The organism is Actinomycetota bacterium (assembly GCA_035697485.1).
GTDB lineage: Bacteria > Actinomycetota > UBA4738 > UBA4738 > HRBIN12 > JAOUEA01.
The window spans coordinates 1-14867 of sequence record DASSCU010000058.1 but is presented as its reverse complement, the minus strand read 5'-3'; the positions used below and the strand labels follow the sequence as shown (position 1 = coordinate 14867).

Annotated in this window: 15 protein-coding genes and 1 pseudogene; 4 read left to right on the top strand and 12 right to left on the bottom strand. The window is 70.4% G+C overall.

Annotation, left to right across the window (positions count from 1 at the left end):
• Window position 1: 1 nt before the first annotated feature.
• Window positions 2–679, bottom strand: a complete 678-nt coding sequence (locus VFI59_14525; GenBank protein ID HET6714906.1) for a hypothetical protein — start codon at window positions 677–679, stop codon at window positions 2–4.
• 86 nt (window positions 680–765) lie between these two features.
• On the opposite strand from VFI59_14525, the gene VFI59_14520 reads away from it, so the two are divergent.
• Complete coding sequence (locus VFI59_14520) at window positions 766–1920, top strand: CoA transferase (GenBank protein ID HET6714905.1); 1155 nt, start codon at window positions 766–768, stop codon at window positions 1918–1920.
• Window positions 1910–2776, top strand: a complete 867-nt coding sequence (locus VFI59_14515) for a class I SAM-dependent methyltransferase (GenBank protein HET6714904.1) — start codon at window positions 1910–1912, stop codon at window positions 2774–2776. Before VFI59_14520 ends, VFI59_14515 begins: the two co-directional genes overlap by 11 nt.
• Here the strand turns inward: VFI59_14515 and VFI59_14510 are convergent.
• The 6 genes from VFI59_14510 to VFI59_14485 all read right to left on the bottom strand — a co-directional run bounded on the left by VFI59_14510 (window position 2773) and on the right by VFI59_14485 (window position 8246).
• Complete coding sequence (locus tag VFI59_14510; protein ID HET6714903.1) at window positions 2773–3372, bottom strand: hypothetical protein; 600 nt, start codon at window positions 3370–3372, stop codon at window positions 2773–2775. The genes VFI59_14515 and VFI59_14510 overlap by 4 nt on opposite strands.
• A 48-nt stretch (window positions 3373–3420) precedes the next feature.
• Complete coding sequence (locus tag VFI59_14505) at window positions 3421–5361, bottom strand: hypothetical protein (protein ID HET6714902.1); 1941 nt, start codon at window positions 5359–5361, stop codon at window positions 3421–3423.
• A gap of 42 nt (window positions 5362–5403) precedes the next feature.
• Window positions 5404–5856 carry a hypothetical protein gene (locus VFI59_14500; protein HET6714901.1) on the bottom strand — a complete coding sequence of 151 codons (453 nt, stop codon included), beginning with the start codon at window positions 5854–5856 and terminating at the stop codon, window positions 5404–5406.
• Between the two features lie 87 nt (window positions 5857–5943).
• Complete coding sequence (locus VFI59_14495; GenBank protein ID HET6714900.1) at window positions 5944–6333, bottom strand: hypothetical protein; 390 nt, start codon at window positions 6331–6333, stop codon at window positions 5944–5946.
• A 27-nt stretch (window positions 6334–6360) separates the two neighbouring features.
• Window positions 6361–7770, bottom strand: coding sequence for a sigma 54-interacting transcriptional regulator (locus tag VFI59_14490; GenBank protein ID HET6714899.1), 1410 nt, complete (start codon window positions 7768–7770; stop codon window positions 6361–6363).
• 65 nt (window positions 7771–7835) lie between these two features.
• Window positions 7836–8246: an ankyrin repeat domain-containing protein gene (locus tag VFI59_14485; GenBank protein HET6714898.1), complete on the bottom strand. Its 411-nt coding sequence runs from the start codon at window positions 8244–8246 to the stop codon at window positions 7836–7838.
• An 82-nt stretch (window positions 8247–8328) separates the two neighbouring features.
• Between VFI59_14485 and VFI59_14480 the strand changes: the two genes are divergently transcribed.
• A complete protein-coding gene (locus VFI59_14480; protein HET6714897.1) occupies window positions 8329–10278 on the top strand; it encodes an ATP-dependent DNA helicase UvrD2 in 1950 nt (649 codons plus the stop codon).
• Between the two features lie 6 nt (window positions 10279–10284).
• On the opposite strand, the gene VFI59_14475 is transcribed toward VFI59_14480, so the two are convergent.
• From VFI59_14475 to VFI59_14460, 4 genes are read right to left on the bottom strand one after another with little or no spacing between them, the layout of a single operon-like run.
• Entirely contained in the window at window positions 10285–11031 is a 747-nt protein-coding gene (locus VFI59_14475) for a hypothetical protein (GenBank protein ID HET6714896.1), read from the bottom strand.
• On the bottom strand, window positions 11021–11746 hold the full coding sequence (locus tag VFI59_14470) for a class I SAM-dependent methyltransferase (protein ID HET6714895.1): 726 nt from the start codon (window positions 11744–11746) through the stop codon (window positions 11021–11023). Before VFI59_14470 ends, VFI59_14475 begins: the two co-directional genes overlap by 11 nt.
• A gap of 1 nt (window position 11747) precedes the next feature.
• Window positions 11748–12530, bottom strand: a complete 783-nt coding sequence (locus VFI59_14465; protein ID HET6714894.1) for a TIGR01458 family HAD-type hydrolase — start codon at window positions 12528–12530, stop codon at window positions 11748–11750.
• A gap of 42 nt (window positions 12531–12572) precedes the next feature.
• On the bottom strand, window positions 12573–13436 hold the full coding sequence (locus VFI59_14460) for an oxygenase MpaB family protein (protein HET6714893.1): 864 nt from the start codon (window positions 13434–13436) through the stop codon (window positions 12573–12575).
• Window positions 13437–13558: 122 nt separating this feature from the next.
• On the opposite strand from VFI59_14460, the gene VFI59_14455 reads away from it, so the two are divergent.
• Window positions 13559–14221 carry a DUF5317 domain-containing protein gene (locus tag VFI59_14455; GenBank protein HET6714892.1) on the top strand — a complete coding sequence of 221 codons (663 nt, stop codon included), beginning with the start codon at window positions 13559–13561 and terminating at the stop codon, window positions 14219–14221.
• 40 nt (window positions 14222–14261) lie between these two features.
• Here VFI59_14455 and VFI59_14450 read toward each other — a convergent pair.
• Window positions 14262–14813, bottom strand: a pseudogene (locus tag VFI59_14450) (histidine kinase).
• Window positions 14814–14867 lie beyond the last annotated feature (54 nt).

Here is a 14867-nt window from a genome sequence, read left to right as displayed (position 1 = left end):
CTCAGACGGTCTCCGGCCCCGGTGCCGCCACGCCCGGCGTCTCCACCGTGTCGTCGCCCTTGAGCACCCCCAGGATCGCCTCCATCTCCGAGTCGGAGACCCGCGCGTCCCGGGCGGGGTCCTCGGCGTTCTTCGCCCGCACCGTGGCGAGCATCGTGCGGAGGTTCGACTCGGCCATCTCGGCACGAGCCTCGAGCTCTCGGACCTTCTCCGACAGCGCGCGCGCACGGCTCTCGGCCTCGTCACGGCCTTGCCGCGCCTCTCGCGCCTCCTCACGAGCCGAGCGCAGCGCGGCCCGCATCTCGGCGGCCTCCCGGCCCACCTCGACCAAGCGGTCGACCACGGCTCGCCCGAAGTCGGAGTATCGAGCGGCGCCCGGCTCCGCGCGCCTCGTCGCGGAGGCGCGTGGCTGGCGAGCCGAGCGTGGGCGCCGTCCGAGCGACTCCTTCTCGCCCGCCTCGACGGGCCTGCTGTCGAGCAGGCGATAGGAGCCCTGTGCCGGTTCGAGTCGCCTTCGCGCGATGAGTGCTCGAACCGCCCTCGCGGTGGAGAGAGCATCGGGGAAACCGAGCTCGCGCCCGATCTCGGCGGGCGTCACCGTCATCACCTCGCCGACCGGGGTGCGCTGCGCCGCCTCGGAAAGGAACGCGTTCACCCGATCCAGGCTCTGCTCGTTCACGAGCTCATCATGCCCGACGAGTGGCCCCCGGGCCAGTCGTACGCCGCGGCAACCCGACGCACCACTGACACCGGTAGGCTGCGCCCATGACGGCCGGTTCCCAGACGGCGCCGGCACCGCTCGCCGGGCTCCGGGTGATCGATCTCTCGCGCGTGCTCGCGGGCCCGCTCGCCACGATGACCCTGGGCGATCTCGGGGCGGACGTGGTGAAGGTGGAGCGTCCGGGCGAGGGCGACGACACGCGCCACTGGGGGCCCCCGTTCGCGGGCGACGACGCCGCGTACTTCCTGTCGCTCAACCGCAACAAGCGCTCGGCCGTGATCGACCTGCGAAGCGCCGAGGGGGTCGCCGCCGTCGAGCGGCTGTCGGCAGGGGCCGACGTGCTGATCGAGAACTTCCGGCCCGGTCTCATGGGCGAACTCGGGCTCGCACTCGACGATCTGCGGGCGGCGAACCCGCGACTGGTCACCTGCTCGCTCACGGCATTCGGCGAGGCGGAGACGGCCGCCAGGCCGGGCTACGACATCATCGTGCAGGCACTCTGCGGGCTGATGAGCGTCACGGGCGAGCCCGGCGGCGAGCCTGTCAAGGCAGGGGTGGCGTTGCTCGACGTCGTGACCGGCCTGCAGGCGGCGATCGGCATCCTGGCGGCCCTCGCCGAGCGGGAGCGGACGGGCCTCGGCCGCCACGTCGGGGTGTCGCTGTTCGACGCCAGCGTGGCCGCGATGGTGAACCAGGCGGCCAACACGCTGATCGGCGGTGTCGTGCCCACCGCCCTGGGCACCGCGCACCCCAACATCGTGCCGTATCAGGCCTTCCACGCCTCGGATCGCCCGTTCATCCTTGCGGGCGGGAACGATCGGCTGTTCCGTCGAACGTGCGAGGTCGTGGGACATCCGGAGTGGGCCCACGATGATCGGTTCGCCACCAACCAGGACCGTGTCGCGAACCGCGACGAGCTGGTGGCGCTGCTCGCGGCGGCGTTCATGGCCCGACCCGCCGCCGACTGGCTCCGCGAGCTCGAGGCGGCCTCGGTGCCATGTTCGCCGATCCGCACGATGGAGGAGGTGTTCGCCTCGCCCGAGGGTGACGCGCTCGTCGAAGACGTCGTCGACCCGGATCGAGGCGGAACGCTGCGCCTGGTCGCGAACCCCCTCAGGTTCGACGGTGAACGGCTGCCCACGAGGCGCCCGCCGCCCTTGCTCGGCGCCGACACCGACGAGGTGCTGGATGACAGGTGATCCGGCGGCGCTCAGCGCCGCGTGGGCCGAAGCCCTCACGTCGTGGGCGATCCCCCCGGCGATCCTCGAGGCCGCGCCGGAGTCGCCGTACGGGTTTCCGTCGGAACTGTTCGCACGCCGAGGCGAACGGGCGGCGATCGGCGACGGACGAGGCGCGCCGACGCCGACCGCGTCGCGAGCCCTCGAAGCGCTCGCCGAACCCGGGACGGTGCTCGACGTGGGGGTGGGTGGCGGCGCGACCAGCCTCCCGCTTGCGACGCGCTGCACGGGCCTGATCGTGGTCGACGGTCAAGACGACATGCTCGAGACGGTCGCCCGTCGGGGCGCCGGTATCGGGCTCCCGGTCACGCTCGTGCTCGGGCGCTGGCCCGACGTCGCGGTGGAGACGCCGTTGGCCGATGTCGCGGTCAGCGGTCACGTCGCGTACAACGTCCCCGACCTCGACAGCTTCCTCACGACCCTCACGGCGCACGCCCGGCGCCGGGTCGTGATCGAGCTCACCGACCGGCACCCGCTCTCGTGGATGAACGACCTGTGGCTGCGCTTCCACGGTCTCGACCGACCCGATCGCCCGTGCGCCGACGATGCCGAGGCGCTCTGCGCGGCGCTCGGCCTCGACGTGCTTCGCGAGGACCGGGTCGACACCGCGGAGTCGGCCGGGAGCGGCTTCGACCGCCGAGAGGATGCCATCGGCCTCGTGCGTCGGCGTCTGTGCCTGCCGCCCGAGCGTGACGCGGAGATCGCCGAGGCGCTCGGCCCGCGGCTGCACGAGCACGGCGGACTTTGGAGCGCCGGGCCGGCGGAACAGCGCGTCATCACGCTGTGGTGGGATGTCCACCGCGGCGCCGCCACCTAGGTGGCGGCGGTGAGCACCACCGAGCCTGCGGCGCCGAAGGTCCCTTGTCCACCGTCGGGGATCTCGAAATCGAAGCTCGCCGTCGCGCCGTCGCGCGCCGGCATCACGAGGCGCAGGGTCGGGATCGTCTCCAGGAAGCCGCTGAGCTCCTGGGACCCGGCGGGGCTGCGTCCGGTCTCCTTGAGCCGGAAACGGAGCTCGTCGCCGCGGAGCTCGCCGACGGCTCGCATGTCGATGCGCTCGGCCTGGACCTGGGCCGTGGGCTCGTCGCATCGCAGCTCGCTCTTGAGCGTGGCAGCCCCCGCGGAATCGATCGCCCCGTCGGCGACCGCGATGCCGACGTCGATACGCCAGTTCCCGGCGCACCTGCCCCCGACGAACAGGTCGTGGTACGTGCGCGTGTCGATCCGCACGAGCCATGAGCCACCCGACGCGCTCGGATCGGGATCGCCGGTCGGGGAACCCCCGATCGGCCGCGCGCCGGGGTCTTCCACCCCGGGAGGGAACGGGTTCGTGTTCGCCGCGACCACCGCGCCCACGGCCGCGCACATCGCGAACACCAGGGCCCACACCACGAACTTCACGAACCGCCGCATGGAAGCGACCCTACCGCGAGCCGCCGGCCGCCCGGCGGACCTGCGACGTCAACGGGAACGCCGGGCCACGTAGTCACGGAGCACGAACTCGCCGACGCGGTCGTCGTCCATCAGGAAGACGCGCCCTTTCGTCACGCGGGCCAGGCGCTCCATGAACCGAGCGAGGCCTTCGGACTCCTCGAGCATGAAGATGTTCAGGCGCACGTTCGCCTTCGCGAGGCGCATCGCCTCGGCGAGGGTGAGCTCGATGGTCTCGGCCACCGGGGGCCAGGAGAAGAACGCCTGCTCGCCCTCGAGGTGCGCGGTCGGCTCGCCGTCGGTCACCATGATCACCTGTCTCGTCGCGCGCGGATGCTGGGCGAGCAGGCGCCCGGCGAGCATGAACGCGTGCTGCATGTTCGTCCCGTACACGCGCTCGAAGCCCGGCGCGGTGAGGTCCTCGGGCTGCAGTCGGCGCGCGTAGTCGCTGAACCCGATCAGGTACAGCGTGTCGTGCGGGTACCGACCTTCGATCAGGGCGTGCAGCGCGAGCGCCATCTTCTTCGCGTGGATGAAGTGTCCGCGAAGCGGCATCGAGAAGGAGAGATCGAGCAAGAGCGCCGTCGCCGTCTCCGTGCGGTGCTCGGCCTCGACCACCTCGAAGTCGTCGGGCGTGAGGCGCACCGGCTCGCCCGGGGTCGATCTCGCGACCGCGTTGAAGACCGTGCGCTGCACCGCGAGCTGTCCGTGGTCGCCGAAGTTCCAGGGACGTGTCGCCCCCGTCGGCTCGGCCAGACCGCCGGCGTCGCGCGCCTCATGGGTACCCTCCCGGTCGCGCTGCAGCTCCTCGAAGATCTGCGTGAGCGCACGCTCGCCGAGTTTGCGCGCCCCACGCGGGGTAACCTCGAGCCGGCCGCGTCGCCGTTGCACGAGGCCCGCGTCTTCCAGCATGCGCTCGATCTGCTTCAGGCGACGTAGGTCCTGGGCCGCCGCGTCGCCGAGGGTGCGGCGCGCGGCATCCTCGTCGACATCGTCGAGGCTGGCACCCGCGTAGTCCCCCAGCAGCGCACGATCGAGCTCCTCGTAGTCATGGAGTCGCTCCATCGCATCGACCGCCGCGGACATCGGCATGCCCAGTCCCTCCCCGAACCCCTGACCCTCGCCTTGACCCCACCCCATGCCGGGGAAGGCGTCTCGGAGGTTCGCGCCCAGGCGGTCGACCTCGAACGCGAGGTCCATGTCCTGCATCACCTGTTCGGCGAGGCGCGCGAGCTCGTCGCGCTGCTCCGCCGTGAGCGACGCCATCAAGGCGCTCATCGCCGCCATGCGGCGAGCCATGTGCTCGAGCAGCTCGTCGAGCGTCTGCGGATCGTCGGGGAAGAATCCTCCGTGGCGGGACATGAAACCCTCGAACGCGTGCTGGGTGTCCTCACCGCGCTCGCGCATCTCGATCAGCCCGTTGAGTTCGGCGAGCATGTCCTTGAACCGGGCGATGTCCTCGGGCGACATCGTGCGCATGCCCTCAGCCATCTGCCGGAAGTAGGCCCCCATCACCTGTTCGCGGATGTGTTCCTGGAGCTCGTCGAACATGCGTTGCGCCGTGGGATCCGCGAAACGGTACTCCCGCAGCTCCCCGAGTCGGCCGGGCGCATCGGGCGGCAGGGCGTCGAGGAACGCCTCACGCATGCGCGCGTCGTCGTCCTCGCGGAAGCTCAGCTCCGTACGTTCCCGCTCGAGGATCTCCTCGAGCCGCTCCCGGACGTCCTCGAGCGGGCCGGTGAGGTCGAGCAGTGCCTCCTCACGCTCACGCTGCTGACGCAGCCGTTCCCGCAGGGCATCCATGCCCGAGAACCGCCCCCGCATGCCACGACGGAGGAGCCTCTGCAGGGCGTGGTCGGCGCCCCCGCCCATCAGGATCTCGTCGGCGAGCTCCTCGAGGACGTCGGCAGCGGGCACGTCGGGCCCGAACGGATCCTGGGTGCCGTCCCACCGCGAGTAGCGGAAGCGCATGCGACCAGCCTACGCGCCCGCTCGCAGAAGCCTGGATGGATGCTAGCTGCGGACCGTGAAGTGACGTCGTTGGTCGCCGGCGACACGCACACCGAGCGCGCGAACCGCCGACTGCGCCCTCGTGTGAGACTGCACCGCGGGGCGCGCAGAGATCTCCCTGGCGAGGTCGTCGACCTTCACGAACCGTACCCCCGCCGCCCCCTCGACCGGAGGACCTGCGATCGCCCGCGTGAGGCACACGATCGGTACGGTCGATGCGAACATCGCCGCGTTGCCGAGCTTCACGGTGAGCCGCTTCGCGCCGGAACGCAGCCTGCGCAACCCGGGAACGGCACTGTCTCCGACCGTCGGTCGACGAACGTCGACCCTCGCCACTCCGGGGAGGTCGCAGACCCGCACCAGGAAGGCGCCGGTGGTGCCCACGACCGCGAAGTCCGCCTCCCACTCGTGGCCGGGCACGACGAAGAAGCTGTACGCGTCAAGGCGGCCGAGCACCCGTGCGACGGTCGCGGGTCCAGACGTTCCCTGTTGCGGGGCGACCATGGTTCTCAGGTTCGGCGAACAAGTCTCGGGGCTTGAGGCTCAGCCGATGCCGAGGCCGGTCATCAGCCCCCGGAGCGTGAGCCCGAAACAGATGAACGCGGCGAACGCGAACGGCACCCACGGCTGGATCGGCTCGGCGCCGGGCTGGGTCTTCTGCAGGTCGCGCGCGAGCGCATGGGCGATGATCAAGATCAGGATCGGTCCGAACCCGTAGACGTAATGGAGCCACTCCGTGGGTCGACGTCCGAGCAACAGCAGGACGATGCCGATCAGGGCCTGGAGCCCGGCGGCGACTTGCGCGACCGTCAACCACTGCCAGTACCGCTCACCCGGCCCTCGTCGGACGATCACCGCGCCGAGTGGCCAGAGCCAGCCGATCGCGAACAACGCGACCACGGCGAACCCGACCCACTCGTGCACCTGCGACATCGCGCCGGATACTACGAGGCCGCGCCCTCAGACAGCCGCGGGTCCGGTGTACCGCGCGGCCCGGTCCCCGCCGTCCTTGTTCAGCCGGCGGGAGAGGTAGAGCCCTTCCAGTGAGAACTCGAGCGCGCTCGCGGCGACGCCGGGGCTTTCCTCCTCGACGCCGAGGCGCTCCAGCAGCTTGGCCAGTCCCGGCAGATCGCCGATCGCATCCAGCAGATCGCTGGCGGGGGTGAGCTCGCCGGTGTCGATCGCGAGACCCTCGTCGAACCGGGCGAGCAACGGCGCGAAATCGTAGCCCGTCAACCGGCGGCGGAACACCTCGAGCTCGGCGGTCCGGATCGCCCTCAGCAGTATCTCGGCCTCGCGGCCTTCCTCGATCGTGTCGAACTCCACGCGCCCCTCGGAGCTCATCAGCACCGCAGGCAGGTCCACCACCCGCGGCACAGCCTCCGGCTCCCCGGTGCGGGCGGCACGGCGGACGGCGGCCGCCTGCAGCGTCTCGAGGTTGCCGATCGAGTAGCGCACGCTGATGCCGCTGCGGTGGTTCACGTGCGGGGAGCGGCGGAGCTCGGCGGTGAGCGCCGCGACGACCTCCTTCATGAAGACCGGCACGCGCAACGGCACCTCGCCGCCCACCGGAGCGGCTTCTTGATCCATGATGCGGATCTCCTCGCGCAAGGTCTCCGGATAGTGCGTACGGATCTGCGTGCCGAACCGATCCTTCAGGGGCGACACGATGCGGCCGCGGTGCGTGTAGTCGTCGGGGTTCGCCGTCGCGACGAGCAGCATGTCGAGGGGCAAGCGGATGCGGTACCCACGGATCTGCACGTCGCGTTCCTCGAGGATGTTGAACAGCGACACCTGGATGCGCTCGGGCAGGTCGGGCAGCTCGTTGATCGCGACGATGCCACGGTTCGTGCGGGGGATGAGCCCGTAGTGGATCGTGCCTTCGTCGCCCAAGTAGCGCCCCTCGGCGACCTTGATCGGGTCGACGTCGCCGATCAGGTCGCCCACGCTCGTGTCTGGCGTCGCCAGCTTCTCGGCGTACCGGTCGCCGCGGGCGATCCAAGTGATCGGCGTGTCGTCTCCGTGTTCGGCGACGAGGGCCCTGCCATGGGCGCTGATCGGGCGGTACGGGTGGTCGTTCGTCTCGGTGCCTTCGATCGCCGGCGCGAGCTCGTCGAGCAGTTCCACGAGGGCGCGTACGAGGCGCGTCTTCGCCTGCCCCCGCTCCCCGAGCAGGATCAGGTCGTGGCCCGCGAGGATGCCGCGCTCGAGCGCCGGCAACACGGTGTCGTCGAACCCGACGAGACCGGGGAAGAGGTCCTCGCCGGCGGCGAGTTTCGCGAGCAGGTTGTCGCGGATCTCCTGCTTCACGGTGCGATCGGTGAAGTCGGTCGCGCGCAGAGCGCCGAGGGTCGTGGGGGATCCGGTCATGCGACCAGGGTAGCCCCGCCTGCGGATAGCGAGGGGCGACTCCGGGATGCGTGGATACTCGGGAGCTAGCCGGCGCTGCGGAGGGACATGTCGACGCCACCCAACGCCTTCGCGAGCTTCACCGGGGTGCGACCCTCGTGGTTCTCGTGGTGAGGGTCGGCGCCGTGGCCGAGGAGCATCTGCACGATCGGTCCCTCGCCACGCGTGCGCAGCGTGGCGCACCACAGCGGGGTGTTGCCGTCGTGGTCCTCGGCATCGACGTCGGCGCCGCGCGAGAGCAGCAGCTCGGCGACCGCCACCGAGCACCCCTGGGCCGCGTAGTGCAGTGGCGTCTGGCCGTCGTGGTCGCCGATGCGGATGTCGGCACCCGAGTCGACGAGCTCCCGGGCGCGATGGACGTCGCCGAACAGGGCCGCGTAATGCAGGGGCACGCGGCCCGACACGTCCGCGGGCGACCTGTTCTCGACCAGAGCCATACGGTCCCTATCGGCCGCAACCCTGCGTGGCTGAAACGGTTTTCGTCCCGAACCGTCCGAGTCCGCTGGTAGCGTCGCCCAGATGGCACGCGCAACGGACCCGCTCGCCGGCCTGAACGACGCCCAGCGTCGAGCGGCTGAGGCCGTGCGCGGGCCGGTGGCGATCCTGGCGGGCGCGGGCACCGGCAAGACCACGACGATCACCCACCGCATCGCTCACCAGGTGCAGGTCGGTGCGTTCGAGGCGGCCGCCGTGCTCGCGGTCACGTTCACCGAGAGGGCGGCCGGTGAGCTGAAGACACGGCTGGCCGGGCTCGGGGTCGAGGGCGTCGAGGCTCGCACGTTCCACGCGTCGGCCCTGCGACAGCTCGGCACCCTGTGGCCGAGGATCACGGGCCGAGACCTTCCCGAGGTGATGAACACGAAGGCGCAGATCCTGAACCCGATCGCGAACGGCTTGCCCGGCGCATACCGATTCCTACCGCGACGCGAGCTCGCCGGCGAGATCGAATGGGCGAAGAACCGGCTCGTGAACCCGGCCGGGTACCTGGAGGCCATCGAGGCTGCGGACCGCACGCCGCCGCTGCCCGCGGACCTCATGCAGCGAACCTTCTCGGCGTACGAGCGCACCAAGGGCGAGCGACGCATGGACTTCGAGGACATGCTTCTGATGTTGGTGACGCTGCTCGGCGACGAACCCGAGGCCGCTCGTCTCGTGCACGAGCGGTTCCACGCGTTCACGGTCGACGAGTACCAGGACGTGAACCCGCTGCAGCAGGCCCTGCTCGACCGGTGGCTCGACGGCCGCGATGAGCTCTGCGTCGTCGGCGACGACTACCAGACGATCTACACGTTCACGGGCGCCTCCCCCGAGCACCTGCTGACGTTCCCCGAGCGCTACCCGAACGCCACGATCATCCGGCTCGAGGAGAACTACCGCTCCTCGCCGCAGGTCCTCACCGTCGCGAACGCGCTCGCCCGTTCGATGGGAGGCTTCGAGAAGACGCTGAGGGCGACCCGAGGCGACGGCCCGAACCCCACCGCGCGCGCGTTGCCCGATGCGGACGCCGAGGTCGCATTCGTCGTCGACGAGGCGCGACGACTGCACGGGCAGGGCGTGCCGTGGGAACAGGTCACCGTGCTCTACCGCATCAACGCCCGCTCCGAGGCGTACGAGGAGGGTTTCGCCGCTGCGGGCGTGCCCTACCAGGTGCGCGACGGATCGTTCCTGCGGCGTCCGGGTCCCCGAGGCGTGATCGCGCGGCTGAGGAGGGCGGACGGCGCGGTCGCCGTCGCCGGGGCCGTTGAGGCGATCACCGACGCGCTGGGGTACGCACCCGACGGGTTCGGCGACGACGCGGGCGACGAAGAGGCGACGCGACAAGCCGACCTCGCGCGCATGCGTGTGCTCGCGACGGAGTACGCAGGGGCGGCCGGCCCCGAGGCGAGCGTCCCCGGCTTCCTCGCCGAGCTCGATCATCGCTTCGCGGCCGAACGCGAGGGCCGCGGTGTGCAGCTCATGACCTATCACCGTGCGAAGGGTCTGGAGTTCGACGCCGTGTTCCTGCCGAGGCTGCTCGACGGCGAGCTTCCGTACCGGGCGCGCAAGAGCGAGGCCGACCCCGACGAGGAACGGCGTTTGCTGTACGTGGGAATCACGCGGGCGCGCGAGCACCTGTTCTTGTCGTGGCCGCGCGAGCCCCGCTCCGCGCCCAGCCCCTTCCTGCGGGAGATCGGCGTGGTGAAGGCCGAGGCAGCCGGGCGCTCGGCGGCGAAAGCACGAGGCACGCGGACGCCGGTCACGGTCGGCGCCGGCAGAGGCCCGTTGTTCGATCGCCTGAAGGAGTGGCGTCGCCGGCGTGCCTCGACCGACGGCGTTCCCGCGTACGTGATCTTCCACGACTCGACGCTCGCCGAGATCGCGGAGCGCAGACCGAGCGACTGGGCCGACCTCGCGGCGGTGCCGGGCATCGGGCCGGCGAAGCTCGATCGCTACGCCGACGAGGTCCTTGCCATCGTCTCCGCCGACTAGTCCGTATCAGACGAGTCGAGCCGTGAGGAACGCCGCCGCGAGGAGGGGTACCGCGATCGATAGCAACCGGAGCCCCGACTCGGGAGCGGCACGGAGGGTCGAGGCGTCGACCGGCTCGCGAAGCCCGTCGTCCAGCGTCACCTCGCCGCGCACGTCCACGACGTGGCGCCGCAGGCGCCTGACGGGCGTGGACAACGCCCGCTGCGCCGCGCTGAGCGTTGCGCACGCAGCCGCGGCGAGCAGCGCGGCGACGCCGAGCGCCGCTGTCTGCGCGAAGTACGCCGTGAGCACCGGGAAAGCCCCCCACGCCAGCGCGAACCACACGTCCGAATGGAAGGCGCCGCCGAACAGCTCGAGGTTGTAGCACACCACCAAGAACGCCCCGACGACGATGAACACGCCCAGCCAGGGGGAGATCTGGATCATGCCGTCGATACCGAGCGCGACCGCGCCGGCAAGCCCGGCGATCGCGACCGCGATGAGCACCGCGTCGGAGATCCGCGTGCGCAGCGGCCGACCGTGCAGCTCATCGAGCGCGTGCGCAGCGAACCCCATCGCCAGCAGGAAGGCGAGCAGGGTCTCACCCAGCCACCGCAGGTCGACGTCGCGCGCGAGCGACGCCCCGATCACCACGTACGACAGGTGCCACACCGTGTACGGCGGGTGGAGCAGGCTCCACCAATCGCGCCAGCCCCCGGGCGCCAGCGCGTAGAACGCCGGACGTTCCGGGGAACCGCCCGACCTATCCCCCACGACGACCTTCCTTCACACCCCAGATCACCACGGCGGCGCCGAGCGTCAGCTCCCGCGAACGCACGTGATGGATCCCTGCTTCCTGCCACCACCGCACCTGTTCGGGAAGCGGTGCGCGCTCCTCGAGCCGGGTGATGCTCGGTCCGAGGAAGTTCCCCGTGCGCCGCCACTGGGGTGAGACGAACGACCCGAGCACCGGCAGTACCCCGCGCGTGTATGCGTACCATCCCGCCCGCAACATCGGCTGCTGGGGCATGTGGAACTCGAGCGACGCGATCGATCCACCCGGGCGGACCACGCGAGCGAGCTCGCGGAGCGTGGCGGAAGGATCCTCGACGTAGCGGACGAGGTAGGTGAACGTCAGCGCGTCGAACGTTGCGTCGGCGAAAGGAAGGATCTCGGCGCGGCCGAGGACCGGTCGGATCTGACCGGCCAACCCGGAGGCCTCGTTCGCGGGGACCCCCGCCCGTAGCATCGGCTCGCTCGGGTCGAGGGAGACGACGTTCACCCGCAGCCGAGCCGCGAGATCGCGCGAGACCAACCCGGTGCCGGCTGCGACGTCGAGCACGAGCGAGCCCGGCACGGCGCCGAGCTTGGAGACCATGAACCGCCGCCATCGAGGGTCCTGGCCGAACGACAGCACGGCGCCCGCCCACGAGTACTGCGGCGCGATGTTTGAGAACAGGCCAGGCGCCGCCGCGCGGTCCGACGACACGTCAATCACCGAGCCCCAGCAACGCCGGCACGTCGGCGAGCGATCCGACCACCACGTCGGCCGTGCCACGATCGAGGTCGGAAGGCTGGAACTTCCCGGTCCGCACGAGCACGCCCGTGAGACCGGCGTCCTGGGCACCGACGACGTCGTTCACGATGTCGTCGCCGATCATCGCCGCTCGGTCGGGTGAGACCCCGAGCATGCCGAGGGCCGCGCCGAAGTAGGCGAGGGACGGCTTCCCGCACACGGCCGGCGTGACGCCCGATGCCGACTCGAGGGCCGCGATGAAGGCGCCTCCGTCGAGTTGGAGTCCCTCGCTCGTGCGCCAGTAGAGATTGCGATGCATCGCCACGAACGCGGCTCCGTCGTTCAGCCGGCGGAAGACGCGGTTCATCGCCTCGTAGCTGAAGTCCTCGCACCCTCCACCGAGCACGACCACGTCCGCCTCGTCGGCGTCGACCAGCTCCACCCCGACCAGGTCGTCGGTCGGATCACCGTCGCTGAGCACGTACACCTTCGCGCCGGCGTGGTGGGATCGGAGGTGACTCGCCGTCGCCGTCACGGCCGTGACGATCTCGTCGGGCCCGAAGTCGAAACCTGCCTCGCGAAGCGTCTCGGCCAGCCCGAGACGCGTGTGCGCCGTGGTGTTCGTGAGGAGCCGGAACGGCACGTCGGCCCGGCGCAGGGCGGCGATGGCCCCAACCGAGCCCGGGAGCGCCCGCCACGACGTGACGAGCACGCCGTCGATGTCGAGCAACAGCGCGTCCACGTCGAGCGGGGTCATGGCGGCAGTCTGCCACGCCCGCCACCTACCGAGGGACCGACGCTAGAGCCTGATGCCGACCCGCTTCCTGACTTCGGCCAGATCGACCTCGGGGTCGATACCACGACGACGGAGCAGGAACTCCGTGTACGGGGCGATGAACCGGTACTTGGGCGGGAGGAGGGGTCGCATAGCGCGGATCGTCGGGAACGCCGCGCGCATCGTTGCCTGCTTCACCGGCCCGAAGGGGACGCCGTACATCTCGCGGATACCGTCGGGCAACGTGCCGTAGGCGAGGCGCGAGACCCCGCGGAGCATCGGGCGCCATTCCGCTTCTCGGGGCGGATCGAAGAAGAGATCCAGCACCCTGCGAGCGCCGTCGGTCACCTGTAGCTCCCCGCGGTCCTCGAAGTCTGCGAGCCATGCGCGCAAGGCCTGCCAGGTCGGCGGGATCGTCGCGCGGGGCACGAGGCAGAGTTCCGCTGCGAGCATCTGCTCCTCGTGGAAGCGCTGCCGCCCGGCGTCGTCGAGCCTGCCGACCGTGAGCTGTTCGAACAGGATCGCCGAGTCGACGAGGCACGCGTGCACGTAGAGCAGCAGCTCCGGATCGAGCGCGTCGTAGCGCTTCCCGGTGACGGGATCGATGCCGTTGATGCGCGTGTGTACCTCGTTGATCTTGTCGGCGGCCGCATGCGCCTCGGCCTTCGTACCGAAGGTGAGGGTGTACGTCAGGATCAAGGTGCGTTGCAGCCGCTTCCACGGGTTCCGCTCGTACATGGCCGTCTGGTTCGCGCCGGCGACCACGAGCGGGTGGGCGGCCTGCATCAACAGGGCGCGGGCCCCGCCGAACAGCACCGTGACTTCGCGATGCACCTGCCACGAGACGCTCTCGGGCCCGAAGTAGCCGCTGTCGCTCGTGCTCGCCATGCTTCGAGCCTACGGCCGCGAGGCGATTCCGAGCGTGGCCGAACCTCTGCGCCCGCTCGCGACTGGACTTGCCATAGAACCGATGCGACGATCGCAGCCCGCAGGCGTCATCCTTCCCCACCATGATCGTCGTCCTCACCGTCGCCGTCGTCGGCCTCGTCGCCGGGGTCATCGCGGGCGGCAGCCTGCGCAACTTCGAACGGATCCACGTGTACTGGTGGGGCGCTGCCGTCGGCGGGCTCGTGCTGCAGTTGGTCCCGTTCGACCGCTGGCTCAGCGACGATGTCGCGGTCGCCGCCCTCTTGGGCAGTTACGCGCTACTGATCGCGTTCGCCTGGGTGAACCGACGGTTGCCCGCCGCACCCCTGCTGTTTCTCGGGCTGACCCTGAACATGACCGTGATCGCGCTGAACGGCGGCATGCCCGTGAGCGAGGCGGCGATCCGAGCGGCGGGTGGATCGAGCGGCGTGCCGCCCTCGGCGATCGATGACGGGAAGCACCATCTGATGACGTCCTCGGACGTACTGACTCCGCTCGGCGACGTGATCGGGCTTCCTCCGCCGATCGCGACCGTGCTGTCGATCGGCGACCTGTTCCTCTACTCGGGCATCGTGGCGTTCACCGTGATCGTCATGCGGGGACGCTTCGCCGAGAATCGTCGGCCTCCGGCGTGGCTGCCGATGTACCGGGGGAAGCACCTGCCGCCTGAACGTCGCCTCCCCCGCCGGTCACGGCCTGGGGCGGAGCCTCGGCTTGCAGCAGTGAGCTCGGGAACTTCACGGTGATCGTGGCGCCCTCCCCCGGAGCGCTCTTCACGTCGAACGTGCCGCCACCGACCTGGGCGCGCTCACGCATCATCGCCATGCCGAAGTGACCCTCTGGTCCCGGCGCCTCCGTGTCGAACCCGACGCCGTTGTCACGCAGTTCGAGCACGATCGAGTCCTCGTCCTCGTGCACGCTGATCCAGAAGTCCAACGCCTGCGCGTGCTTGAGCGAGTTCATGACCGCCTCGCGCGCGATGTGGAAGATCAGCAACGCGATCGGCGCCGGCAGTGGCATCTCGTCGATGTCCCGGTGGTACGTGACGTCCGCGTCGCGCCCGACCTCGTCGGTGAAGGACTCGAGCGCCTCGGCGAGGCCCCTGGCTCCCAGCGGTGAACGGTGCAGATCTCGGATCAGCGCCCGGATGCGATCCGAAGTCTCCTGCTTCGACGCGCGGATCTTTTCGAGCTGGTCCCGCACGGCAGGGATGTCGTCCTTCTCCAGCAGCTTGCGCGCGACGTCGACCTGGATCGACAGTCGGAAGAGCACCTGCGCGAGATCGTCGTGGAGGTAACCGGCGATCTGCAACCGTTCGTCGGCCCGCTCCTCGGCCATCGCGTTCGAGAGCGTCTTGAGCACCTGTTCACGCTCCTGCAGCTCCTTGTGCGC